A 23,644-nucleotide genomic window follows, 5' to 3' on the forward strand; every position below is an offset into this window, starting at 1 on the left:
ACGTGTCCTCGCGACAACCGACGACCGGCGTCCGGGGGACGGCGCGGGGGCGCCACCCCCGCGCCCTGCCTCACTTGACGCCGGCCTCGTGCATCCCGCGAAGCTCGCGCTTCAACTCGCTGATCTCGTCGCGCAACCGCGCGGCGAGCTCGAACTGGAGCTGCTCGGCCGCGCTGTTCATCTGCTGGTTGAGCTCCTGGATCAGGTCGGCGAGGTCGGACGCGGGCAGCGCGGCGAGGTCCTTCGCGTGTCGGCCGCTCTCGCCCAGGCTGGACAGCTCCGGCACGGGCGCCTTTCCCCGGCTCTGCTGCCGACCCGCTCCACCGAGCAGCTTCTGGGTGTCAGCGTCTTCACGCGCCAGCATGTCGGTGATGTCGGCGATGCGCTTACGCAGCGGAGTCGGGTCGATGCCCTTCTCGCGGTTGTAGGCGACCTGCTTCTCCCGCCGACGGTTGGTCTCGTCGATCGCCATCTTCATGGACGGGGTGATCGAATCGGCGTACATGATCACCTGGCCGGAGACGTTACGGGCGGCCCGGCCGATCGTCTGGATCAGGCTGGTCCCCGACCGCAGGAAGCCTTCCTTGTCCGCGTCGAGGATGGCCACCAGGGAGACCTCGGGCAGGTCGAGTCCTTCTCGCAGAAGGTTGATGCCGACCAGGACGTCGTAGTCCCCCATCCGCAACTCGCGCAGCAGCTCGATTCGCCGCAGGGTGTCGACCTCGCTGTGGAGGTAGCGCACCTGGATGCCCTGCTCGAGGAGGTAGTCGGTGAGGTCCTCGGCCATCTTCTTGGTCAGCGTGGTGACGAGCACCCGCTCCTGCTTGACCTCGCGTTCGCGGATCTCGTGGATGAGGTCGTCGATCTGACCCTTGGTGTTCTTCACCACGATCTCGGGGTCGACCAGGCCGGTCGGTCGGATGATCTGCTCGACCACGCCCTTGGACTTGCTCAGCTCGTAGGGCCCCGGCGTCGCGGAGAGGTAGACGGTCTGCCCGATCCGCTCCAGGAACTCCTCCCAGCGCAGCGGACGGTTGTCCATCGCCGACGGCAGCCGGAAGCCGTGCTCGACCAGGGTCCGCTTCCGGGACATGTCGCCCTCGTACATCCCGCCGATCTGCGGGACCGTGACATGGGACTCGTCGATGACCAGTAGGAAGTCTTCGGGGAAGTAGTCGAGCAGGCAGTGCGGCGCCGTGCCCGGACCACGGCCGTCGATGTGCCGCGAGTAGTTTTCGATCCCCGAACAGGTGCCGATCTGCCGCATCATCTCGATGTCGTAGGTGGTGCGCATGCGCAGCCGCTGCTCCTCGAGCAGCTTGCCCTGGCGCTGGAGCTCAGCCAGTCGCTCCTCCAGCTCCGCCTCGATGTCGCCGATCGCCCGCTCCATGCGTTCGACGCCGGCCACGTAGTGCGACGCCGGGAAGATGTAGAGCTCCTGGTCTTCGGTGATGATCTCGCCGGTCACCGGGTGCAGGGTGGACAGCCGCTCGATCTCGTCGCCGAAGAACTCGATCCGGACGGCCATCTCCTCATAGACCGGGAACACCTCGAGGGTGTCGCCACGGACCCGGAAGGTGCCGCGGGTGCCGGCGGCGTCGTTGCGGGCGTACTGCATCTCGACCAGCTTGCGGAGCACCCGGTCGCGCTCGATCTCGTCGCCGACCCGCATCTTCACCATGCGGTCGACGTACTCCTGCGGAGTGCCCAGACCGTAGATGCTCGACACGCTGGCGACCACGATCGTGTCGCGTCGGGTCAGCAGCGAGTTGGTCGCCGAGTGCCGTAGCCGCTCGACCTCCTCGTTGATCGAGGAGTCCTTCTCGATGTAGGTGTCGGACTGCGGGACGTAGGCCTCGGGCTGGTAGTAGTCGTAGTAGGAGACGAAGTACTCGACGGCGTTGTCGGGGAAGAAGTGCCGCAGCTCGTTGGCGAACTGAGCGGCCAGGGTCTTGTTGGGTGCCATCACCAGCGTGGGCCGTTGGAGCTTCTCCACCGCCCAGGCGATGGTCGCCGTCTTGCCCGTGCCGGTCGCCCCCAACAGGACGATGTCGGGTTCGCCCGCCTCGATGCGGCGGGCGATGTCCTCGATAGCGTCCGGCTGGTCGCCGGACGGGGCGAAGTCCGAGACGACCTTGAACGGCGCGACCTTGCGGACGATGTCAGTAACCGGACGCATGACGCCAACCGTACGCCCGAGCACCGACAAGCCCCGAACGCATCGGCCCTGCCGTGGTCAGCACGGACGAACCCGCCCGAATCCTCACCATCCGTGACGCCTCAGCGGGCCTCACGTGGCGTCCGCCCGCAACCACTCCCACAGCCGCTTGACCTGCGCGTCGAGGGCCGTGAGGGCCCCGGAGTTGTCCAGGACGACGGTCGCCGCCGAACGCCGCTCGGCCCGGCTCACCTGGGCGGCGACCCGGGCCCTGGCGTCCTCGGGGCTGATCCCCCGGACCCGGGTGAGCCGGTCGATCTGGACCTCCTCGGGCACGTCGACGACGACCACCGCGTCGAAGCCCGCGGCCTGCCCCGTCTCCACCAGGAGGGGGATGTCGTGAACAACGATGACGTCCGGGTCGGCGGCCGCCGCGGCCTTCTCGAGCTCAGCGGCCCGGGCTCGTACCCGCGGATGGATGATCGCCTCCAGGCGCCGCCGCGCCGCCTCGTCCCCGAAGACGATGCGGCCGAGCGCCGGCCGGTCGAGCGAGCCGTCCGCGGCCACCACCTCCTCGCCGAAGGCGTCGACGACGGCGGCCAGGCCATCGGTGCCGGGTTCGACCACCTCGCGGGCGAGCCGGTCGGCGTCGATGATCATCGCGCCGTAGGAGGCGAGCCTGCGGGCGACCTCACTCTTGCCCGATCCGATTCCGCCCGTCAGTCCCACACGCAGCACACCGCGGACGATACCTCGCCACGGACGTCGGTACGGACAGAAGTATGGACAGACCAGCGCGAGCCTGGCCGAGCTGAGGTGGTTCGGCGACGCGCGATCGTTCCCGCGCGAGGTCGGTCGGCCCGGTCAGCCGTGTGCGACGACCTGTGCCATCGCCCGCCGGGCCCGCTCCAGGCTCGCGGCGAGCGGCTCGTCGAACCGGGCCGGGTTGAAGGGTGCCCTGGTGGAGACGTAGAGCCCGCCACTGACCTGCTCCATGTGGGCGCCGGTGTAGGCCTGAGCGATGCCGGAGTGCAGCCGGGTGAGGTCGAACCAGGCGTCCAGGAAAAGGTCGGGCTCCGGCGTGACGAGCAGGTCCTTCGGGGACAGGAACGGCGCTTCCAGCACCACCGACGCGTACAGCGGACGGAGGGTCACCGCGAGCGCCACGAGCAGCTCGCGGAGGCGGTCGCCGAGGAGGAAGGCCGCCTTCTCGTCGGTATAGGGACGTTCGAACGCCGAACCGTCCACGACGACCTCGATCGGGTCGGCGTCGAGGAGCGCGAGAGAGGTCATCGGCGAACAGCGGCGGACGACGGGGTCCTGCAGACCGTCGAGCCGCCTCACGACCTGGCGCACCTCGGTGACGAGCGCGTCGTCCCGCCGTCCCGGGACGAACAGCCCCACTCCCGCCGGTTGCCATCCGAGCTCGTGCACCACTCCAGTGTTGCCGACAGAAAGAGATCCGGACAGGGCCCGACCGAAGACGTGCCGTGGTCTCGTCGAGCCCAGGCGTGAGTCCCGCTCGAAGCCGGAGGGCGGTCCCGAGGGAGACCGATCACTTCTTGTCGGATATGTCCCGATGCCTCGAGGGCCCTGCAGGCATGATCCGACGGCCGCCGGGTCTGCCCGACTCGACCGATCTTGTCCAAGCTGGTCCGCCGGATCCGGACATGCCGTATAACGGAGAGGTGCCTGAGCCCAAGATCTCTCGCGAGGAGGCCGAGGCCACCCTCAACGCTCGAAAGCAGCTGGGTGAGGACTACGAGCCCGCGCTTGTCGAGTCTTTCGTCGAGCGCATCGACGCGACCATCGAGGCGCGGGTCGACGCGCGGGTCGAGCAGGCCCTGAAGGGCGTGAAGCCGGCCAAGCCCAAGAACGACGACCATGTCCTCGCGCTCGCCATCGTCTCCCTCGGTGTCGCGATCCCGATGACCGCGATCGCCGCGCATGAGGGCGGCATGGCCGGCATGTTGATCACCTGGATCGGGATCGTGCTGGTCAACTTCCTCTACGGCGCCGGCCGCTTCCGCCGCGACTAGGACGCGCCGCGGATCGCGTCCGGCGGATCGCGTCCGGCGGATCACGTCCGGTTCGCGTGCGACCGCATCCTGGCTCGCCGCGTTGTCGTCCCCGCCACCCCTGCTGCCAGAATTCGTGGGCGAGATGCCGTGACACGCACGAGGCCCCGTCCTGATGGACGGGGCCTCGGGTGCACTACCTGAGCGGGTGGATCACTCAGCCGTTGCCGGTCAGCTTCTCCCGCAGGGCCGCGAGCGCCTCGTCGGAGGCGAGGGTGCCCTCCGCCGGACGGGCGGTGTCGTTCGAGCTGTAGGACGAGGTGCCCGAGCTGGACACCGCGGTGTCGTCGGTCTCCTCGAGCTCAGCCGCCTGCGCCGCCTCGATCTGCTTCTTGTGAGCTTCCCAGCGCTGGTGGGCCTCGGCGTACTCCCGCTCCCACTGGTCACGCTGCTTCTCGAAGCCCTCGAGCCACTCGCCAGTCTCGGGGTCGAAGCCCTCGGGGTACTTGTAGTTCCCCTGCTCGTCGTACTCGGCCGCCATGCCGTAGAGCGTCGGGTCGAAGTGCTCCCCGATCCCCTCGGCGCCCTCGTTGGCCTGCTTGAGGGACAGCGAGATCCGCCGACGCTCGAGGTCGATGTCGATGATCTTGACCATCACATCGTTGCCGACCTGGACGACCTGCTCCGGAACCTCCACGTGGCGCTCGGCCAGCTCGGAGATGTGGACCAGGCCCTCGATGCCGTCGTCGACCCGCACGAACGCACCGAACGGCACCAGCTTGGTGACCTTGCCGGGCACGATCTGGCCGATCTGGTGGATCCGGGCGAACTGCTGCCACGGGTCCTCCTGCGTCGACTTGAGCGACAGCGAGACCCGCTCGCGGTCGAGGTCGACGTCGAGCACCTCGACGGTGACCTCCTGGCCCACCTCGACGACCTCGCTCGGGTGGTCGATGTGCTTCCAGGAGAGCTCGGAGACGTGCACGAGGCCGTCGACCCCACCGAGGTCGACGAACGCACCGAAGTTGACGATGCTCGAGACGACGCCCTTGCGGATCTGCCCCTTCTGCAGCTGGTGCAGGAAGTTCTGGCGAACCTCGGACTGGGTCTGCTCGAGCCAGGCACGGCGGGACAGGACCACGTTGTTGCGGTTCTTGTCCAGCTCGATGATCTTGGCCTCGAGCTCGCGCCCGACGTAAGGCTGCAGGTCGCGGACACGCCGCATCTCGACCAGGGAGGCCGGGAGGAAGCCGCGGAGGCCGATGTCGAGGATGAGACCACCCTTGACGACCTCGATGACGGTGCCGGTGACGACGCCGTCCTCCTCCTTGATCTGCTCGATCGTGCCCCAGGCGCGCTCGTACTGAGCCCGCTTCTTGGACAGGATCAGCCGGCCTTCCTTGTCCTCCTTCTGGAGGACGAGCGCCTCGACATGATCACCGACCTTGACCACTTCGCTGGGGTCGACGTCATGCTTGATCGACAGTTCGCGAGCGGGGATCACGCCTTCGGTCTTGTAACCGATGTCGAGCAGGACTTCATCCCTGTCGACCTTGACGACGGTGCCCTCGACGATGTCACCGTCATTGAAATACTTGATTGTCTCGTCGATCGCGGCGAGGAAGGCCTCCTCCGAGCCCACGTCGTTCACCGCTACCTGCGGCGTCTTCTGCTGGGCCGGTGCTGAATCAGTCAGCGGGGCCTCGATGCTGCTCGTCATCTGGTTGATGGCTCCGATATGGCGTGTTCGTCGTCACGTGCGCGTGTGGACCATTTGATCGCATTGCCGAGAAGTTCGGCCGCCGTCCAGGGCCGGAACCGGATGATTTCGACAAGAACGCGAGCGCAAGCCTGCTCCGTCCGAGGTCGCACAGGCCCACAACGCTCATGTCAGGATACGGGTGCGCCGCAAGCAGGGTCAACGCAACCCCGCATACTAGGGCCATCCCAAACGTGAGGATCCCGGCATGGGTTCCGCCTGGGTCCGGCTCAAGCCGCTCCACCGCTCACGTCGAGGCCGAAAGTTGGCCGGCCAGCGGACAGATTACGACATCGGGCCGTGTCCAGCAGGACCTGGTGGGCCCGGTCGGCGATCGGGTGATCCCCGGCGCGGGCGGCCAGGTCGACCAGGGCCACCAGGTCGGAGGCCCGGGCGAGGCCCAGGAGGTCGGCGGGCACGCCGGGTGCCTGCGCGGCGAAGGCGCTGGCAAGGGCGCCGCCGAAGACCTCGTCGGACTCGAACCTCAGCAGGTTGCCGATGTCGGTGTACGGCGAGCCCGCATGGGCGTACTCCCAGTCCAGGAGCCCGGTCACGGTGCCCGACTCGGGGTCCACCAGGAGGTTCTTCGGGTTGAAGTCGCTGTGGCACAGGCACACCCGGCGTACGCCGTCAACCAGGTCCTGCGCCTCGGCGGCGACCTCCAGAAGGGCGGCGAAGTCCTCGTCGGACCACCGGGCGAGGGCGCCTGAGCCACGGTGGGCCTGCACCCAGGACTCCACCCCGGCCGCCGACCCGGTCCAGGGCTCGACCCGAAGATCGGCACCCACGAACTGGCCCGGCCGCAGGAACGGCATGCCCGACAGCCGGGTGAGGACCGCCGCCACGCTCACGGCCGACGCCTGCCGCTCCTCCGCCCCGGCCTCGGCCAGCCACAGGTCCAGCCGGATTCCGGGCAGCCGCTCCATCAGGATGAACGCGGGCGTGTCCGGGGACGCCTGGGTGCGGGACTCGAGGACGCGCGGCACGGGCACCAGGTCACGGACCAGGGACAGCAGTGCGGCGTCGACCGCGGCGCGTTCCGGATCGCGCAGGTAGAGCCGGAGGACGGCCTCCTCCCCCGCCCCGCCGACCAGGAAGGTCTCCCCGCTGTAGCCGCCCGCCAGAGGTCGCGCCTCGGCGCCGAGCAACGCCCGGGCCGCCGAGGTCACCGGACCCCGAGCCGCTCCCGATCCGACCGGCTGGTCGCCGCCGTTGGTCATGCCGCCGGCGCGAGGAACGCGGCCAGTGCGGCGACGTACATGCCGGGGTCAGCGGCGCCGCAGAGCTCGCGGGCGGAGTGCATCGCCAACTGCGGCGCGCCCACGTCGGCCGTGGTCACTCCCACACCAGCCGCCGTGATCGGTCCGACCGTGGACCCGCACGGCAGGTCGGCCCGGTTGACGAACCGCTGCAGGGGGACCTCCGCCTGGTCACAGGCCTGCACGAAGGCACCGGTCCCCCGTGCGTCGGTGGCGTAGCGGAGATTGACGTTGATCTTGAGCACGGGCCCGCCGTTGACCGCGATCTGGTGGTGCGGCTCGTGTCGCTCGGCGTAGTTGGGGTGGGTCGCGTGCGCCATGTCGCCGGAGGCGCAGATGGAGCCGGCGAGTGCCCGCAGGAGGTCCTCCCGGTCACCGCCCGCCGCCAACACGATGCGCTCGAGTACGGCAGGGAGCAGGTTGGAGGCGGCACCGCGCTCGGACACGCTCCCGACCTCCTCGTGGTCGAAGAGCACCAGGACCGGCACCAGCGGCTCCGCTGCCGGTGCCTCCACCGCACGCAGGAGAGCACGGACCCCGGCGTAGGTGGTGCCGAGGTTGTCCAGGCGCGGCGCACTCACCAGGTCGCCGTCGCGGCCGATCCGGGCGGATGGGGCGAGGTCGTGGGTCATCAGCTCCCACGCGAGGACGTCACCGGACTCGACCTTGAGCTCCTCCGCCACGAAGTCGGTGAAGTCGCCGGTCGACGCACCCACGCCCCAGACCGGAAAGACGTGCTGCTGGGGGTTGAGCTTCACACCGGTCTCGCGAACCTCCCGGTCGAGGTGGATCGCGAGCTGCGGGACGCGCAGGATCGGCCGGTCGATCTTGAGCAGGCGTTCCTCGGCGCCGCCGGGCGTCCGGACGCTGACCCGCCCGGACAGGCCGAGGTCACGGTCGAGCCAGGAGTTGAGCAGCGGGCCGCCGTAGGGCTCGGCGGCGAGCACCTGCCAGCCGGCCCGCGCGGTGTCGGGATGCGGCTTGATCCGCAGGTTGGGGCTGTCGGTGTGGGCGCCCACGATCCGGAACGCGGTCGTCGGGCCCGCGGCGTTCTCGGTGCTCCAGGCGACCAGCGAACCGCCCCGCACCATGTAGTAGCGGCCCGGCTCCCGGGGCCACCGCGCCGTCTCCTCCACGGCCGCGAAACCCGCGGCCTCCAGGCGCGCGGCCGACTCCACACAGGCGTGGAACGGGGACGTCGCCGCGTCGATGAAGGTGCAGAGGCCGTCGGCCTCGGCGTAGTCCGCAGAACTCCGGTCGGTGTCGGCGATCGATGAGGCGCACATGCGGAGAATCCTAGGGGGTGCGCCACGGATCGTGGCCGACCAGTGAGCAGGTCATCCGCACCCTGGACGGCTCACGACGCACTCCCTCGGGCACCGTCGCGGGGAGCCGGTCCACGGACCCTAGGGTGGGCCCGAGTGTCCGGGCCGCCGCAGCCCTGCGAGCGTGGAGGGCGAGGCGTGTCCCCCCTTCCCGACGATCACGGAGGAACGCCCATGCCGGGTGCCACCGACCTCCCTCGCGCACACGCTGTCGCCGCGGCCAACCGCGGGTGGTGGGACAGTCAGGCAGACGAGTACCAGAGCGAACACGGTGAGTTCCTCCGCGACGTCGGTTTCGTCTGGGGACCGGAGGGGCTGGAGGAGTCCACGGCCCGGCTGCTCGGGGACGTCCGGGGGAGGCAGGTGCTCGAGGTGGGGTGCGGCGCCGGGCAGTGCGCGCGCTGGTTGCGGGCCGAGGGCGCACATGCCGTGGGGGTCGACCTGTCCTTCCGGCAGCTGCAGCACGCCCGCCGGATCGACCAGACGACGGGCGTCACGGTACCCGCCGCCACCGCCGACGCGGCGGCCCTGCCGTTTCGGACCGCGACGTTCGACGTGGCGTGCTCGGCCTATGGTGCGCTGCCGTTCGTCGCGGACGTCGACGCCGTGTTGGCCGAGGTGGCCCGGGTGCTGAGGGATGGCGGGCGGTGGGTTTTCAGCGTCAGCCATCCGATCCGTTGGGCCTTCCCCGACGATCCCGGTCCCGCCGGGCTGGTGGTGGAGCACTCCTACTTCGACCGGACGCCCTACGTCGAGACCGACCGGGCCGGGCGGGCGAAGTACGCGGAGTACCACCGGACGCTCGGGGACTGGGTGGGTGCACTCACCAGGGCCGGCTTCGTCCTCCGGGAGCTGGTCGAACCCGAGTGGCCGGCCGGACACGAGCGCAGCTGGGGCGGCTGGAGTCCTCGTCGGGGTCGGCTGCTGCCCGGCACGGCGATCTTTCGGTGTGAACGGGGCGGCGCGCTGAGTCCGCCGCACTCCGCCAGGAAGTAAGCCAAGAAGTAGGCCCGGACGTCAGCCGGGACTCGGCGGGCGGCGGGCGGCGGGCAGGAAACACGTTGCGTGCCCGTGGCGGCGACCTCGACACTGGCCCGCATGACCGCCGTACCGACGTTCGAAGAGCTGCTCGCCGAAGGTGCCGGGGTTCCGGTCGAGGGCTGGGACTTCTCCTGGTTCGAGGGCCGGGCCAGCGAGCAGCGCCCGTCCTGGGGCTACGCCCAACTGATGGTGGAACGGATGGCCAGGGCCACCGCCGCGCTCGACATCCAGACCGGCGGCGGCGAGGTGTTGGCGCAGGTCACCAGACCTCCGAAGGTGCTCGCCGCCACCGAGTCGTGGCCGCCGAACGTCGAGCTCGCCAGCCGGAGGCTCCAGGCGCTGGGCGCCACCGTGGCCGCCGTCGCCGACGACGCGGACTTGCCGTTTCCCGACGCGTCGTTCGACCTGGTGGTCAGCCGGCACCCGGTGATCACCCGCTGGGACGAGATCGCCCGGGTCCTCATGCCCGGCGGCACGTACTTCTCCCAACAGGTGGGCACGGGCTCGGTCCACGAGCTCACCGAGGCGCTGATGGGACCGCAGCCGGTCGGCCAGGCGCGCAGCACCGAGCGGGCCGTCGCGCAGGCGCGGTCGGCCGGGCTCGAGGTGGTCGACCTGCGCCACGAACGGCTCCGGACGGAGTTCAACGACGTCGCCGCGGTCGTGCACTTCCTGCGGAAGGTCATCTGGATCGTCCCGGGCTTCACCGTCGAGCGCTACCGCGACGAGCTGGCCGCGCTGCACCGGCGCATCCAGGCCGAAGGGCCGTTCGTCGCCTACGCCACGCGGTTCCTGATCGAGGCCCACAAGCCACGGTGACCGCCGTGGCGTAGTGCTCGCGCCTGGCCCGAAGCCTCAGTGGCCGGCTTCGTGCCAGGTGCGGCCCTCGCCCAGGGAGACGTCGAGTGGGACGGTCACCTCCGCGGCGCCGCCCATCTCCTGTCGTACGAGCTCGGCCACCTGCTCGCGCTCGCCGGAGGCGACCTCCAGCACGAGCTCGTCGTGGACCTGGAGCAGGACGCGGGAGCTGAGCCTGGCCTCCCGCAGCGCACGGTCGACACCGAGCATCGCGACCTTGATCAGGTCGGCCGCCGACCCCTGGATGGGTGCGTTGAGGGCCATCCGCTCGGCCATCTCACGGCGCTGCCGGTTGTCGCTGGTGAGGTCGGGGAGGTAGCGCCGGCGCCCCAGGATGGTCTCGGTGTAGCCGGTCTTGCGGGCCTCCTCCACCACCCCGCGGAGGTAGTCGCGCACCCCGCCGAAGCGCTCGAAGTACTCGTCCATCAGCCCGCGCGCCTCGGCGACGTCGATGCGCAGCTGCTGGGACAGGCCATAGGCCGACAGACCGTAGGCGAGGCCGTAGTTCATCGCCTTGATCTTGGCCCGCATCTCGGTGGTCACCTCGGCCGCCGGCACGGCGAACACCCTGGACGCGGTGGCGGCGTGGAAGTCCTCGCCGGAGTGGAACGCCTCGATCAGCCCGGAGTCGACCGACAGGTGCGCCATGATGCGCATCTCGATCTGGCTGTAGTCGGCGGTCAGGAGGCAGTCGTAGCTCGGCCCCACGACGAACGCCTCGCGGATCCGGCGGCCCTCCTCGGTGCGGATCGGGATGTTCTGCAGGTTGGGGTCGGTGGAGGACAGCCGGCCCGTCGCCGCGATCATCTGGTTGAACGTCGTGTGGATCCGACCGTCGTCGGCGACCGTCTTGAGCAGTCCTTCCACCGTCGACCGCAGCTTGGACGCGTCGCGGTGGGCCAGCAGGTGGGCGAGGAACGGGTGCTCGGTCTGCGCGAACAGTTGCTGCAGCGCCTCGGCGTCGGTGGTGTAGCCGGTCTTGGTGCGCTTGGTCTTGGGCATCCCGAGCTGCTCGAAGAGGACCACCTGCAGCTGCTTGGGCGATCCGAGGTTGATCTCCTCGCCGATCACGCGGTAGGCCTCGTCGGCGGCCTGCTTGACCTGGCCGGCGAAGTGCGCCTCCAGCTCGGAGAGCCGGTCGACGTCGACGGCGATACCCACCTGCTCCATCCGGGCGAGCACGCTCACGAGCGGCAACTCGACCTCGCCGAGCAGCCGGGCGCCACCGCGGGCGGACAGCTCCTCGTCGAGTTTGGCGGCGAGGTCGATGACGGCGCGCGCCGCCACCATCGCCCGGTCGGGGATCCCGCCGGTCTCGTCGATGCCCTCCAGGCTGAGCTGGCCGTCGCTCGGCTCCTCGGTGCGCAGCTCGCGCCGGAGGTAGCGCAACGTCAGGTCGGCGAGGTCGTAGGAGCGCTGGTCGGGGCGGACGAGGTAGGCCGACAGGGCGGTGTCGTTGGTGACGCCGCGCAGGGTCCAGCCACGCGCGGCGAGGGCGAGGATCGGGCCCTTGGCGTCGTGCAGCGCCTTCTCGTGGGTCGCGTCGCCCAGCCAGTCGGCCAGGACCTTCTCGTCTTCTGGCGACAGCTCCGTCGGGTCGACCCAGGCCGCGGCGCCGTCGGAGGACGCGAGTGCCACGCCGGCGACGTCGCCGGTGCCCCGGCCCCAACTGCCCTGGACGTGCAGGCCGGTACGAACGGCGCCGGCCTGCCCCTTCGCGTGCTCGTCGAGCCAGGACGCGAGCTCACCGGCGCCGAGCTTCACGCCGACGACCTCGAAGCCTTCCTCCGCCTCCGGCTCGGGCGCCTGCAGGGTGGCGAACAGCCGGTCGCGCAGGACCCGGAACTCCAGGGCGTCGAAGACCTGGTGGACGGCGTCGCGGTCCCACGGCTGCAGGGCGAGGTCGCCTGGCTGGAGCGGCACCGCGACGTCCCGGACCAGTTCGTTGAGCTGGCGGTTCTGCAGCACCTGGCCGAGGTGGGCCCGCAGGGACTCGCCCGCCTTGCCCTTCACCTGGTCGACCTGTGCCACCAGGTCGTCGAGGGAGCCGTACTGGTTGAGCCACTTCGCCGCCGTCTTCGGCCCGACTCCGGGCACACCCGGCAGGTTGTCGCTCGTCTCGCCGACGAGGGCCGCGAGGTCGGGGTAACGCTCCGGAGCGATGGCGTAGCGCTTCTCGACCTCGGCCGGGGTGATCCGGGTGACCTCGGAGACCCCACGGGTCGGGTAGATCACGGTGAGCTGGTCGGTGACGAGCTGGAAGGTGTCACGGTCGCCGGACACCACCAGGACCTCGTGCCCCAGCTCGGCCGCCTGCGTGGCGAGCGTCGCGATCACGTCGTCGGCCTCGAAGCCCTCGACCTCGGCGAAGGGGATCCGCAGCGCGTCGAGAACCTCCTTGATCAACGGCAGCTGGCTCCGGAACTCGTCCGGCGTCTTCGCCCGGCCGGCCTTGTATTCGGCGTATGTCTCGCTCCGGAAGGTTTGCCGGCCGACGTCGAACGCGACCGCGATGTGCGTCGGCTGCTCGTCGCGGAGCATGTTGATCAACATGGAGGTGAAGCCGTAGACCGCGTTGGTCGTCTGCCCGGTCTTGGTGGAGAAGTTTTCCGCCGGCAGGGCGAACCACGCCCGGTAGGCCAGTGAGTGGCCATCGAGGAGCAGCAGGCGGGGACGGTCGGTGTGAGGGGCGTCGGCTACCACGCACGTGACTTTAGCCGTCCGCACCGACATGCCGGACCGCCGCCGCGCTGGGCGGAAGGGCTCGTGATCCACTGGGGCGTATGCCCGACTTCGCCGCCGCCCCTCCTTCCGCGCCGATCCACGAGCGCCTCGGGATCACGATCGTCTCGGCCTCCGCCGACCGCTGCGTCGGGACGCTCCCGGTCGAGGGCAACACCCAGCCGTTCGGGCTGCTCCACGGAGGCGCCTCCTGCGTCCTCGCCGAGAGCCTCGCGTCGATCGCCGCGATGTTGTACGCCCAGCCGGACCGGGTGGCCGTGGGCGTCGACATCAACGCGACCCACCACCGCGGGGTCCGCTCCGGCATCGTCACCGGCGTGGCGACCCCCGTCCACCGCGGCCAGTCGACCGCGACGTACGACGTGGTCATCACCGACGAGCAGGAGCGGCGGGTGTGCACCGCCCGCCTCACCTGCTACCTGCGGCCGGCGACGTCGTAGCGCTCCCTACCCCCTTGGCCGGCGCCGCCCCCGCGCTCAGCCGACCTTCGCGACGGTCACCCGGACACTGCCACCGTCGCCGACCTCGACGGCCGCCGCCTCGCTCGTCACGCCGGTGACGGCGAGCTCGGCCGTGAGGGTCTCGCCGGTGACCAGCTCCCGGTGGGCCTCCACGGCGTTCCGTACGTCGCTGTCGTCGGACTCCACGCTCAGCCGGATCCGGTCGGAGACGTCCAGGCCGGCGTCGCGGCGGGCCTGCTGCACGGCCCGGATCACGTCGCGGGCGACGCCCTCGGCAGCGAGCTCCGGGGTCACCTCCGTGTCGAGGACCACCACACCGACGTCTCCGGGCAGCGCGGCCGAGGATTCCGCGTCGGTGGGGACGAGGCGCAGCTCGTACTCCCCCTCGGCGAGCACGACGCCGCCGGCGGCCACGCCGTCCTCCGACACTGACCAGTCCCCGGCCTTGACGGCTCGGATCACGCGCTGGACGTCCTTGCCGAGCCGCGGCCCGAGCGCGCGCGGGACCACCGAGAGGACCCGCTGGCAGTGCGCCGCGACGTCGGAGTCGAGCCGGACCTCCTTGACGTTGACCTCCTCGCGCACCAGGTCGGCGAACGGCGCCAGCCGTTCCGCGTCCGGCGCGGCGACCGTCAGCGACGCGAGCGGCAACCGCACCCGCAGCCCCTTCGCCTTGCGCAACGCGAGAGCGGCCGAGCACACGGACCGAACGCTGTCCATCGCCGCCACGAGATCCGGGTCCGCCGGCAGATCATCGGCGGCTGGCCAGTCGGCGAGGTGCACCGAACGCTCACCGGTGAGCCCGCGCCAGACCTCCTCGGTGACCAGCGGCAGCAGCGGCGCCGCGAGCCGGGAGAGCACCTCGAGCACGGTGTGGAGCGTGTCGAACGCGTCCTGGTCGCCGGACCAGAAGCGCTCGCGGGAACGCCGGACGTACCAGTTGGTCAGCACGTCGAGGAACGAACGGACCGCCGCACAGGCGCCGGAGATGTCGTAGGCGTCGAGAGCGTCGGTCGTGCTCGCCACCGTGTCGTGCAGCTTGGCGAGGACGTACCGGTCCAGAACGTGCGGAGAGTCGGTCCGCCAGCGCGCCACCGCCTGCTCGGCGTTGGTGTAGAGGGTGAAGAAGTAGTAGGCGTTCCACAGCGGGTGGAGTGCCTGCCGCACGCTGTCCCTGATCAGCGGCTCGCTGACGGCGAGATCGCCGCCTCGGACGACGGGCGAGGCCATCAGCGCCCACCGCATGGCGTCCGACCCGTAGGCGTCGAACATCGACACCGGGTCGGGGTAGTTGCGCAGGCTCTTGCTCATCTTGCGGCCGTCGTCGCCGAGGACCGTGCCGTGGACCACGCAGTTACGGAACGCCGGCCGGTCGAACAGCGCCGTCGCGAGCACGTGCAGGGTGTAGAACCACCCACGGGTCTGCGGGACGTACTCCACGATGAAGTCGCCCGGGTAGTGGTTCTCGAACCAGTCGGCGTTCTCGAAGGGGTAGTGCACCTGCGCGAACGGCATCGACCCCGACTCGAACCAGCAGTCCAGCACCTCCGGCACCCGGCGCATGGTCGAGCGGCCCGTCGGGTCGTCGGGGTTCGGCCGGGTCAGCTCGTCGACATAGGGCCGGTGCAGGTCGGTCGGACGGACGCCGAAGTCGCGCTCGATCTCCTCCAGCGAGCCGTAGACGTCGACCCGCGGGTAGGCGGGGTCGTCGGACTTCCACACCGGGATCGGCGACCCCCAGAAGCGGTTCCGGCTGATCGACCAGTCGCGGGCGTTCGCGAGCCACTTGCCGAACGAGCCGTCCTTGACGTGGTCGGGAACCCAGTCGATCTCCTGGTTCAGGGCGACCATCCGGTCCCGGAACTTCGTCACCTCGACGAACCAGCTCGACACCGCCTTGTAGACGAGCGGGGTGTCGCAACGCCAACAGTGGGGGTAGCTGTGGGTGTAGGTGTCGTGCCGGAGCAGGACGCCGCGCTGCTTGAGGTCGGCGATGATCGGCTTGTTGGACTCGAAGACCTGCAGCCCCTCGTACGCCGGCACCAGCGAGGTGAACCTGGTGTGCTCGTCCACCGTGACGACGGTCGGGATGCCGGCTGCCTCACAGGTGGTCTGGTCGTCCTCACCGAACGCCGGCGCCATGTGGACGATCCCGGTGCCGCCCTCGGTCGTGACGAACTCTCCGGGCAGCACCTGGAAGGCGTTCGGCGTCTCCGCGAGGAACGGGAACAGCGGCGTGTAGCGGCGCCCGAGCAGCTCGCTGCCCCGCAGGGTGCCGACGCGCTCGGCCTCGCCGAGTTCCTTCTCGTACGCCGCGAGCCGGGCCTCACCGATGACGTAGCGAACGCCGTCCTTCTCGACCACGGCGTAGTCGATGTCGGGACCGACCGCCACCGCGAGGTTGGACGGCAGCGTCCACGGCGTGGTCGTCCAGACGAGCAGCCGCTCCCCCGTCTCCAGCTCGAACGCGACCGTCACCGCCGGGTCGTGCCGGTCACGGTAGACGTCGTCCATGCGGGTCTCGGTGTTGGACAGCGGGGTCTCGCAGCGCCAGCAGTAGGGCAGCACGCGGAAGCCCTCGTAGACCAGGCCCTTGTCGTAGAGGGTCCGAAACGCCCACATCACACTCTCCATGTAGGTGATGTCGAGCGTCTTGTAGTCGTTGGCGAAGTCGACCCAGCGGGCCTGCCGGTTGACGTAGCGCTCCCACTCGCTGGTGTAGCGCAGCACGGACGTACGGCAGACCTCGTTGAAGCGGGCGAGCCCGAGTTCCATGATCTCCCGCTTGGCGGTGATGCCGAGCTCGCGTTCGGCCTCGACCTCCGCCGGCAGCCCGTGGCAGTCCCAGCCGAAGCGGCGTTCGACGCGGCGCCCGCGCATCGTCTGGTAGCGCGGGACCAGGTCCTTCACGTAGCCGGTCAGGAGGTGGCCGTAGTGCGGCAGGCCGTTGGCGAAGGGCGGGCCGTCGTAGAACACGAACTCGTTGGAGCCCCGCTCGCCGGCCTCGCGCTGGTCGATGCTCGCCTGGAAGGTCTTGTCGGCCTCCCAGTGGTCGAGCACCTCGCGTTCGAGATCGGGGAACGACGGGGAAGCGGGAACCTTCGCGTCGTCACGGTGGCGCGGATAGCTCATGTCGTGCTCGTCCTCGGGTCGCAACCTGCTGGTGCCGTGCGAGGACGAACGGCACGCCGTCGGCGGCGTGCGTCCGCGGTACCACCCCGCTTGGTCCGGGTTGCGACCGAAATGTCGCGGCTCGGACCCGCTCGTTGGCCGGCTGTGACGGGCCGAACCCGTCCGGTTCTACTGGGAACCCGGTGCGGGTTCTGTTCTTCCGGAGGCTCACCGGTGATGGCCGGGTCGAAGCCTGTACCGCTCAGCGTACCGGCGGGGGCCAACGTTTTACCGGCGTCCCCGGCGGTCGGGAGCGCTTGGGCTGGCGTCCGCGTGGGGTCCGCTAGTCTCCGGGCGTGTTTCGCGGGTTCGGCACCATCCTCAACGTCGTCACCGTCCTCGCCGGGACCGGACTCGGCGTCCTGCTCGGCCATCGGCTCCCCACCCGCACCCGCGACGTCGTCACCGACGCGATCGGCCTGGTGACCCTGCTGATCGCGGCGTTCTCCACGTTCGCCGTCCGGGACGAGGCGCTGGTCCGGGCGGTAGGTTCGAACGCGCCGATGCTGATCGTGCTGGGCTCCCTCGTGGTCGGGGGCGTGATCGGTTCGCTGCTGCGCCTCGAGTCCCGCCTGGAGGGGGTGGGCGACGGGCTGCAACGGCTGCTCGCCGGGGATTCGGCCTCGGCGGAGCGCCGTCGCTTCGTGGAGGGGTTCGTCTCGGCGTCCCTGCTCTTCTGCGTCGGGCCGCTCACCGTGTTGGGTTCGATCTCCGACGGGCTCGGGCGCGGGTCCGAACAGCTCGCCCTGAAGGCAACGCTGGACGGGATCGCGGCGGTGGCCTTCGCCGCGTCGTTCGGATGGGGGGTGGCCGCGGCCGCCCTGGCCGTCCTCGTGATCCAGGGAGCCCTCACCGTCGTCGGCGCCCTCGCCGGAACCTTCCTCTCCTCGGCTCAGGTCTCCGCGCTCACCGCCACCGGCGGCCTGCTCCTCGTCGGCGTCGCGCTGCGGCTGCTCCGGATCCGCCAACTGCCCGTGGGCGACCTGCTTCCCGCACTCGTCCTCGCGCCGATCCTCACCTTGGTGGTCGCAGCGTTTCGCTGACTGCCAGGACCTCCCGGCCGGCGCCCACACCGTGATGGTCGAAGACCGACCAGATCACCGGCATCCGCAGCGAGGCGGCGACGAGTCGGCCCAGCCGGGGCTCCGTCTCCGGTTCGGGCATGACGCGTTTTCCCGCGGCGTCGCGGAGCACCACGCGTCCCGCGCCCGGTCCCGGGACCGCTCCGATGACGAGTGTTCCGGTCAGGGGGTCGAGGCAGCCCAACGCGGCGGCCGCCCGGCTGGGGACATCGGGGTAGTCGTGCGTGGTGACGCACTCGACCCGGCCCCCGCTCCACGCGACCAGCGCGACCTTCCGGGTGCCCGCGCTTCGGACCTCCAGCATGGCGAGGCGGCCCTCCGGGTCCCGCTCGGAGGCGAGAAGGGCGACCTCGAGCCCCTGCCGGGCCGTCAGATCCGCCGAACTCGCGAGGACGGCCCGCCCGTCGTCGTAGGAGTCGAGGTCGAGTCGTCGCGGGCCCCACGTCGGGTCGGCCAGCCGGATCGGTGGTCGCACCGCGATCAACCGGTCCGGTGCGGCGGCGACCGTGCTCACCGACTCGGCGGCACCCTCCGAACGCGCGAAGACGACGATGCTGCCGTACGGCGACCGCTGGTCCTGGTGCGCCCAGGTCGTGGTGAGGCCGTCCTTCCCTGGTCGGAGCTCCTCCCACTCCGAGTCGGTGCCCAGCGGCGCCTCGTGGGTCCGCCGCCACAGCGTGAGGCGCCCCCGGTCGGCTCCGGAGCCGTCCGCCCGCGCCCGGTGGTCCGTGGAGGCCGCGTAGTCCGTGGGTGAGAGCACCAACTGAACACGTGCGGAGCGCGGTGTGGACCGGCTGGCCGCCGCCCCACGATCACCGGCGTAGGTGATGACCAGCGCCGCCGGGCGCGGCTCGAGCACCAGCGGCTGCTGTCGGTCGAACCGGAGCCTCGATGGGCTGCCGTGGTCGGAGACCTGTGCCAGCAACGCGTTACGGTCCGCGCCGATGCCCTGCAGGAGGGCGACCCGACCGCCGCCGACCGTCCCGGCCCACACGGCGTAGACCTTGGTGAGGCGTCCGGGCATGCCACCTCCGGTCCCGTGCCGCCAGACGGCGGTGGCCTCCGCGATGAACTTCTGGTCCTCCGCCAGGTCACCCCGCGGGGCCCAGGGCAGCAGCCGGGCGTCGGTGGGAGCCTCGGGCCGCTGTAACGCGTGCAGCAGTGTGTTGATCCCGAGCGGGAACGCGACGAGAGCGAGCAGCGTCAGGACGAGAGCCAGGCCGAGCCGGCGCCGGCCAGGTCGCCGCCACTCCTCGCGAAGGGCCATGTAGCGCACGCTGTGACCAAGTGCGGGGTCGGCCGAAAGGGCGGCGCCCGCGTGCTTCATGCCGGCCTTCTCCATCACCCGGGCCGACGCCGGGTTGGCGACGTAGCACTGGGCGGTGATCCGGCGCGCGCCGAGTTTGCCGAAGCCGAACGACAGGACCGCGATCAGCGCCTCGGTCATGTAGTTGTTGCCCCACGCCGACTGGTCCAGCGCGTACCCGATCACGAGGTCGCCACTGGCCGGGTCGAAGGACCTGCTGACCCCGATCCAGCCGATCACCTGGCCGGTCGAGCGGACCACGATCGCCGCGTCGTGGGAGGTGCGTGGGGTCTGCGCGTTGTAACGCAGGACCGCGTCGAACCAGCCGTCCGGGTTGGCCCCGAGCGGCTGGTCGAGATAGCGCGTGACGTCGGGATCTGATCGCCAGCCTCGCACCGCCTCGCGGTCGGTTTCGACGAAGTCCCGGATGAGCAGCCGCTTGGTCCGACACTCCATGCCCACCAGTCTCCAGCGTCCCGGGGCGCTCCCAGGTGCCTTTGCCTGGTTGGGCCAGACCGGCTCGACACGGCCGGCCCGCGGCTGGCGGGTTATCCGATGGTCGGGTGTGTTCCGGCCCGTCCCCGTCGGGATAGGCCATCCGGATTCTTTGCGGATCGTTCGGTCAGGCCATACCCAAGTACGCTTCCTTCACCGCCGGGTCGGCGAGCAGGTCACCGCCCGTGCTGGTCTTCGTCACCGAGCCGGTCTCGAGCACATAACCTCGATCCGCGCGGCTCAACGCCTGCTGGGCGTTCTGCTCGACCAGGAGCACGGTGGTGCCCTGCTTGTTGATCTCGGTGATGATGGCGAAGATCTGCTGGATGAACTGCGGTGCGAGGCCCATCGACGGCTCGTCCAGCAGGAGCAGACGCGGCCGGGCCATCAGCGCCCGCCCGATCGCGACCATCTGCTGCTCACCGCCGGAGAGCGTGCCGCCCGCCTGGGTCGCGCGCTCCTCGAGCCGCGGGAACAGCTGGAAGACCCGCTCGAAGTCCGCGGCGATGGCCTGGCGGTCCTTGCGGGTGTAGCAGCCCATCTCGAGGTTCTCCCGCACGGTCATGCCGGGAAAGACACCGCGACCCTCCGGCGACTGGCAGATCCCGCGCCGGACCCGAAGATCCGCCCTGAGCTTGGAGATGTCCTCGCCGTCGAAGTGGACGCTCCCGCTCGCGAGTGGGATCAGACCGGAGACCGCCTTCATGGTCGTGGTCTTGCCGGCGCCGTTCGCGCCGATCAGCGTGACGATCTCGCCTTCCTCGACGGTGAGGGAGACGTCGCGCAGCGCCTCGATCCGGCCGTACCGGACCGACACGTCCTTGAGCTCAAGCAGCGCCATCGTCGGGCACCCCCAGGTAGGCGGCGATGACCGCCGGGTCCTCACGCACGTGGGCCGGCGTCCCGTCCGCGATCTTCTTGCCGAACTCGAGGACGACGATCCGGTCGGTCACACCCATCACCACCCGCATGTCGTGCTCGATCAGCAGGACGGTGTACCCGTCGTCACGGATCTTGCGGATGAGGGACATCAGCCCGTCCTTCTCCGCGGGGTTGAAGCCGGCGGCGGGCTCGTCGAGGCAGAGCAGCTTCGGCTCCGTGGCCAGCGCCCGGGCGATCTCCAGCCGACGCTGGTAGCCGTAGGGAAGGTTCTTCGCGCGGTCGGCGGCCCGGTCGGCGATCCCGACGAACTCCAGCAACGCCATGGCGCGCTCCACGCCCTCGCGTTCCTCCCGCCAGTGCCGGGGAAGTCGACACAGCGCGCCGACCACGCTCGTGCGGTGCCGGGCGTCGGTGCCGACGACGACGTTCTCCAGGGCCGTCATCTCGTCGAACAACCGGATGTTCTGGAACGTCCGGGCGATGCCGTGGCGGGTGATCGCGTGCCGCTTCAGCCGGCCGAGGCCGCGCCCCTCCAGCCGGACCTCACCCGCGGTCGGCCGGTAGACGCCGGTGATCACGTTGAAGCAGGTGGTCTTGCCGGCGCCGTTCGGACCGATCAGGCCGAGGATCTCTCCCCGCTTGAGGTCGAACGACACGCTGTCGAGCGCCAGCAGACCACCGAACCGCAGGGAGACGTCGGCGACTTCGAGCAGCGTGTCGCCGACCGGGACGCCGATCTCCCGGTCGGGGGCGACCGCTTCGGTGACCTGGGCGAAGTGTTCGGCGCGTTCTTCCTCGGTCATGTCCCGCACTTCGGCGGCGAGACCCTCCTCGGGCTCGGGCCGGGTGTCGCTCATGAGTCCTTCCCCTTGCCCGAGTCGGTGAGAGCACTGTCAGCGGAGACCGGCTCCGGACCACCGACGAGACGCTGGTACGCCTGTCTCCCTCGCGCAAGGAGACGTTGACGGGCACCGAGCAGGCCCTGCGGACGGAAGATCATCAACACGATCAGCGCGACGCCGAAGGCCAGGAAGCGGAACTCCGGAGCGAGCTGGAACCGGTCGGGGATGTAGGAGATCACGAGGGCGCCCAGCACGACGCCCACCTTGTTCCCGGAACCGCCGAGCACCACCGCCGCGACGAACAGGATCGAGGTGACCACGTCGAAGCGCTGGTTGTTGACGAAGCCGACCTGCCCGGCGTACAGGACGCCGGAGAGTCCACCGATGCCGGCACCGATCACGAACGCCCAGATTTTGAAGCGGAACGTGGGAATGCCCATCAACTCCGCGACGTCCTCGTCCTCGCGGATCGCGACCCAGGCCCGGCCGACCCGGCTCCGCTCGAGGTTTCCGACCAGCAACAAGATGATGATGATGAACGTCACCGTGAGCCAGAACCACGGCTTCCCGTCGGTCTGGGTGAAGATCGGTGATCCGTCGGCATGGGTGCCCGGTGGCCGGCCGACGTCCTGGAACCCGCGGTTGCCGCGCAGGGGTTCGAGGTTGTCGGCGAGCAGCCGCACCATCTCGCCGAAGCCGAGGGTCACGATCGCGAGGTAGTCGCCTCGTAATCGCAGCGTGGGCGTACCGATCAACACGCCGGAGACCATCGTGATCAGCATCGCGACCGGGACGACGATGACCCAGGAGTAGGCCGGGTCGGTCAGAAAGGAGTCGCGGCTGGTCATGATCGCCGCCACGTAGGCGCCGATGGCGAAGAAGCCGACGTAGCCGAGGTCGAGCAGACCCGCCTGGCCCAGGACGACGTTCAGCCCGATCGCGATCAGGGCAATCCGCGCGGCGTTGAACAACGCGAGCTCGTAGTCGGTCCACGGCTCGGTGGAGAGTGGGAAGAAGTTCAGGAACGGCAGAAGATAGACGAACACGACGACCGGGATGATCATCATCCACTGCTCGACGCGGCTGCGGGAGTTCCACCAGTCGCGGATCCGCTGGCCGAACGGCGGCCGCCCCTTGCTGCTCGTCGGGCTGCTCGTGCGTACGTCGAGGCTCATACGCGCGCCCTCCCGAGGGACTCACCGAGGATTCCGGTCGGTCGGACCATCAGGATGCCGATGAGGAGGACGAACGCCACGACGTCACGCCACTCGCCGCCGAACAGCGACTGGCCGTAGTTTTCCACGACCCCCAACAGCAGGCCGCCCAGCAGGGCGCCGCGCAGGTTGCCGATGCCGCCGAGGACGGCGGCGGTGAAGGCCTTGATGCCGAGCAGGAATCCGCCGTTGTAGAGGACACCCTGCGGGATCTGCATGACGTAGAACAGCGCCGCCGCGCCCGCGAGCAGGCCGCCGATCACGAACGTCAACATGATCACGCGTTCCTTGTTGACGCCCATCAGCGCGGCGGTGTCAGGGTCCTGCGCGACGGCCCGGATCCCGCGACCGAGTCGGGTCCGACCGACGAAGAGGTCCGCGACGATCAGGAGCACGATCGAGGCCACGAAGACGGTGATCTGGATGTTGGTGATCCGGGTGTTTCCGAACTCGAACACCGGCTCGGGCCGGACCAGCCGGATGGCGGGCTCGGGGTTCGCGCCCCGCCACAGGTAGAGGCCCTGCTGGATCGCGAACGACGCCCCGATCGCGGTGATGAGGAAGACCAGGCGCGGGGCGTTTCGCTTGCGGAGCGGTCGATAGGCGACCCGTTCGAGGAGCAACGCGATCGCGCCCGAGGCGATCATCGCGACCGCCAACGCGAGCGCGAGGTTGGCGATCAGCGCGCCCAGTCCGGTCTGGGAGGTGGGCCCGGGCTGGTAGCCGAGCGCCACGAACGTGAAGTAGGCGCCGAAGGCGCCGACGACGAAGACCTCGGAGTGGGCGAAGTTGATCAGCCGCAGAACGCCATAGACGAGGGTGTAGCCGATGGCCACCAGGGCGTAGATGCTGCCGTACGCGAGTCCGTCGATGGTGTTCGCCCAGAACCTGTCCGCCAGTAGACCGACGTTGAAGTCGATCCAGTGGCTCCCGGACTGGGCGAGGCTGAGCACGAGATGAGACGTCAAGGAGTCGACCTGTCTTCCTTCGGCGCGTCCGGCGGGAGCGCGGCCCTTGTGGACTTCCGCGCG

Annotated in this window: 18 protein-coding genes; 5 read left to right on the forward strand and 13 right to left on the reverse strand. The window is 70.0% G+C overall.

Annotation, left to right across the window (positions count from 1 at the left end; translation table 11 throughout):
* Positions 1–70: 70 nt before the first annotated feature.
* The 3 genes from uvrB to HEB94_RS36420 all read right to left on the reverse strand — a co-directional run bounded on the left by uvrB (position 71) and on the right by HEB94_RS36420 (position 3,592).
* A complete protein-coding gene (gene uvrB, locus HEB94_RS36410; protein WP_192754044.1) occupies positions 71–2,179 on the reverse strand; it encodes an excinuclease ABC subunit UvrB in 2,109 nt (702 codons plus the stop codon).
* Positions 2,180–2,290: 111 nt separating this feature from the next.
* Positions 2,291–2,896 carry a dephospho-CoA kinase gene (coaE, locus tag HEB94_RS36415; protein ID WP_192754045.1) on the reverse strand — a complete coding sequence of 202 codons (606 nt, stop codon included), beginning with the start codon at positions 2,894–2,896 and terminating at the stop codon, positions 2,291–2,293.
* A 126-nt stretch (positions 2,897–3,022) separates the two neighbouring features.
* Positions 3,023–3,592, reverse strand: a complete 570-nt coding sequence (locus tag HEB94_RS36420) for a hypothetical protein (RefSeq protein WP_192754046.1) — start codon at positions 3,590–3,592, stop codon at positions 3,023–3,025.
* A 254-nt stretch (positions 3,593–3,846) separates the two neighbouring features.
* Between HEB94_RS36420 and HEB94_RS36425 the strand changes: the two genes are divergently transcribed.
* The gene (locus HEB94_RS36425) at positions 3,847–4,197 is read left to right on the forward strand and encodes a hypothetical protein (RefSeq protein ID WP_192754047.1); all 351 of its coding nucleotides are present in this window, start codon (positions 3,847–3,849) and stop codon (positions 4,195–4,197) included.
* Positions 4,198–4,393: 196 nt separating this feature from the next.
* Here HEB94_RS36425 and rpsA read toward each other — a convergent pair whose 3' ends face one another.
* The 3 genes from rpsA to HEB94_RS36440 all read right to left on the reverse strand — a co-directional run bounded on the left by rpsA (position 4,394) and on the right by HEB94_RS36440 (position 8,480).
* The gene (gene rpsA, locus HEB94_RS36430) at positions 4,394–5,896 is read right to left on the reverse strand and encodes a 30S ribosomal protein S1 (RefSeq protein ID WP_192754048.1); all 1,503 of its coding nucleotides are present in this window, start codon (positions 5,894–5,896) and stop codon (positions 4,394–4,396) included.
* Positions 5,897–6,165: 269 nt separating this feature from the next.
* On the reverse strand, positions 6,166–7,155 hold the full coding sequence (locus HEB94_RS36435; RefSeq protein WP_192754049.1) for a phosphotransferase family protein: 990 nt from the start codon (positions 7,153–7,155) through the stop codon (positions 6,166–6,168).
* Positions 7,152–8,480, reverse strand: coding sequence for a M18 family aminopeptidase (locus HEB94_RS36440; RefSeq protein ID WP_192754050.1), 1,329 nt, complete (start codon positions 8,478–8,480; stop codon positions 7,152–7,154). The genes HEB94_RS36435 and HEB94_RS36440 overlap by 4 nt, the downstream gene beginning before the upstream one ends.
* Positions 8,481–8,693: 213 nt before the next feature.
* Between HEB94_RS36440 and HEB94_RS36445 the strand changes: the two genes are divergently transcribed.
* Positions 8,694–9,515 (forward strand): class I SAM-dependent methyltransferase, encoded by an 822-nt coding sequence (locus tag HEB94_RS36445; protein ID WP_192754051.1) that lies wholly within the window; start codon positions 8,694–8,696, stop codon positions 9,513–9,515.
* Positions 9,516–9,617: 102 nt separating this feature from the next.
* Positions 9,618–10,379, forward strand: coding sequence for a methyltransferase domain-containing protein (locus tag HEB94_RS36450; protein WP_192754052.1), 762 nt, complete (start codon positions 9,618–9,620; stop codon positions 10,377–10,379).
* 36 nt (positions 10,380–10,415) lie between these two features.
* Here the strand turns inward: HEB94_RS36450 and polA are convergent, their stop codons facing one another.
* Positions 10,416–13,121, reverse strand: a complete 2,706-nt coding sequence (gene polA, locus HEB94_RS36455; RefSeq protein ID WP_337918163.1) for a DNA polymerase I — start codon at positions 13,119–13,121, stop codon at positions 10,416–10,418.
* Between the two features lie 80 nt (positions 13,122–13,201).
* Between polA and HEB94_RS36460 the strand changes: the two genes are divergently transcribed.
* The gene (locus HEB94_RS36460) at positions 13,202–13,600 is read left to right on the forward strand and encodes a PaaI family thioesterase (protein WP_192754054.1); all 399 of its coding nucleotides are present in this window, start codon (positions 13,202–13,204) and stop codon (positions 13,598–13,600) included.
* Between the two features lie 36 nt (positions 13,601–13,636).
* Here the strand turns inward: HEB94_RS36460 and ileS are convergent, their stop codons facing one another.
* Entirely contained in the window at positions 13,637–16,753 is a 3,117-nt protein-coding gene (gene ileS, locus HEB94_RS36465; protein WP_192754055.1) for an isoleucine--tRNA ligase, read from the reverse strand.
* Between the two features lie 335 nt (positions 16,754–17,088).
* Between ileS and HEB94_RS36470 the strand changes: the two genes are divergently transcribed.
* The gene (locus HEB94_RS36470; RefSeq protein WP_192754056.1) at positions 17,089–17,835 is read left to right on the forward strand and encodes a DUF554 family protein; all 747 of its coding nucleotides are present in this window, start codon (positions 17,089–17,091) and stop codon (positions 17,833–17,835) included.
* Here the strand turns inward: HEB94_RS36470 and HEB94_RS36475 are convergent.
* The 5 genes from HEB94_RS36475 to HEB94_RS36495 all read right to left on the reverse strand — a co-directional run bounded on the left by HEB94_RS36475 (position 17,807) and on the right by HEB94_RS36495 (position 23,581).
* Entirely contained in the window at positions 17,807–19,636 is a 1,830-nt protein-coding gene (locus tag HEB94_RS36475; RefSeq protein ID WP_192754057.1) for a GNAT family N-acetyltransferase, read from the reverse strand. The two genes, HEB94_RS36470 and HEB94_RS36475, sit on opposite strands and share 29 nt — an antisense overlap.
* A 166-nt stretch (positions 19,637–19,802) precedes the next feature.
* Positions 19,803–20,516, reverse strand: coding sequence for an ABC transporter ATP-binding protein (locus HEB94_RS36480; RefSeq protein WP_192754058.1), 714 nt, complete (start codon positions 20,514–20,516; stop codon positions 19,803–19,805).
* On the reverse strand, positions 20,503–21,414 hold the full coding sequence (locus HEB94_RS36485) for an ABC transporter ATP-binding protein (RefSeq protein WP_192754059.1): 912 nt from the start codon (positions 21,412–21,414) through the stop codon (positions 20,503–20,505). Before HEB94_RS36485 ends, HEB94_RS36480 begins: the two co-directional genes overlap by 14 nt.
* On the reverse strand, positions 21,411–22,574 hold the full coding sequence (locus tag HEB94_RS36490) for a branched-chain amino acid ABC transporter permease (protein WP_192754060.1): 1,164 nt from the start codon (positions 22,572–22,574) through the stop codon (positions 21,411–21,413). Before HEB94_RS36490 ends, HEB94_RS36485 begins: the two co-directional genes overlap by 4 nt.
* Entirely contained in the window at positions 22,571–23,581 is a 1,011-nt protein-coding gene (locus tag HEB94_RS36495) for a branched-chain amino acid ABC transporter permease (protein ID WP_192754061.1), read from the reverse strand. Before HEB94_RS36495 ends, HEB94_RS36490 begins: the two co-directional genes overlap by 4 nt.
* Between the last annotated feature and the right edge of the window lie 63 nt (positions 23,582–23,644).

Source organism: Actinopolymorpha pittospori (assembly GCF_014873875.1).
GTDB classification, from domain to species: domain Bacteria; phylum Actinomycetota; class Actinomycetes; order Propionibacteriales; family Actinopolymorphaceae; genus Actinopolymorpha; species Actinopolymorpha pittospori.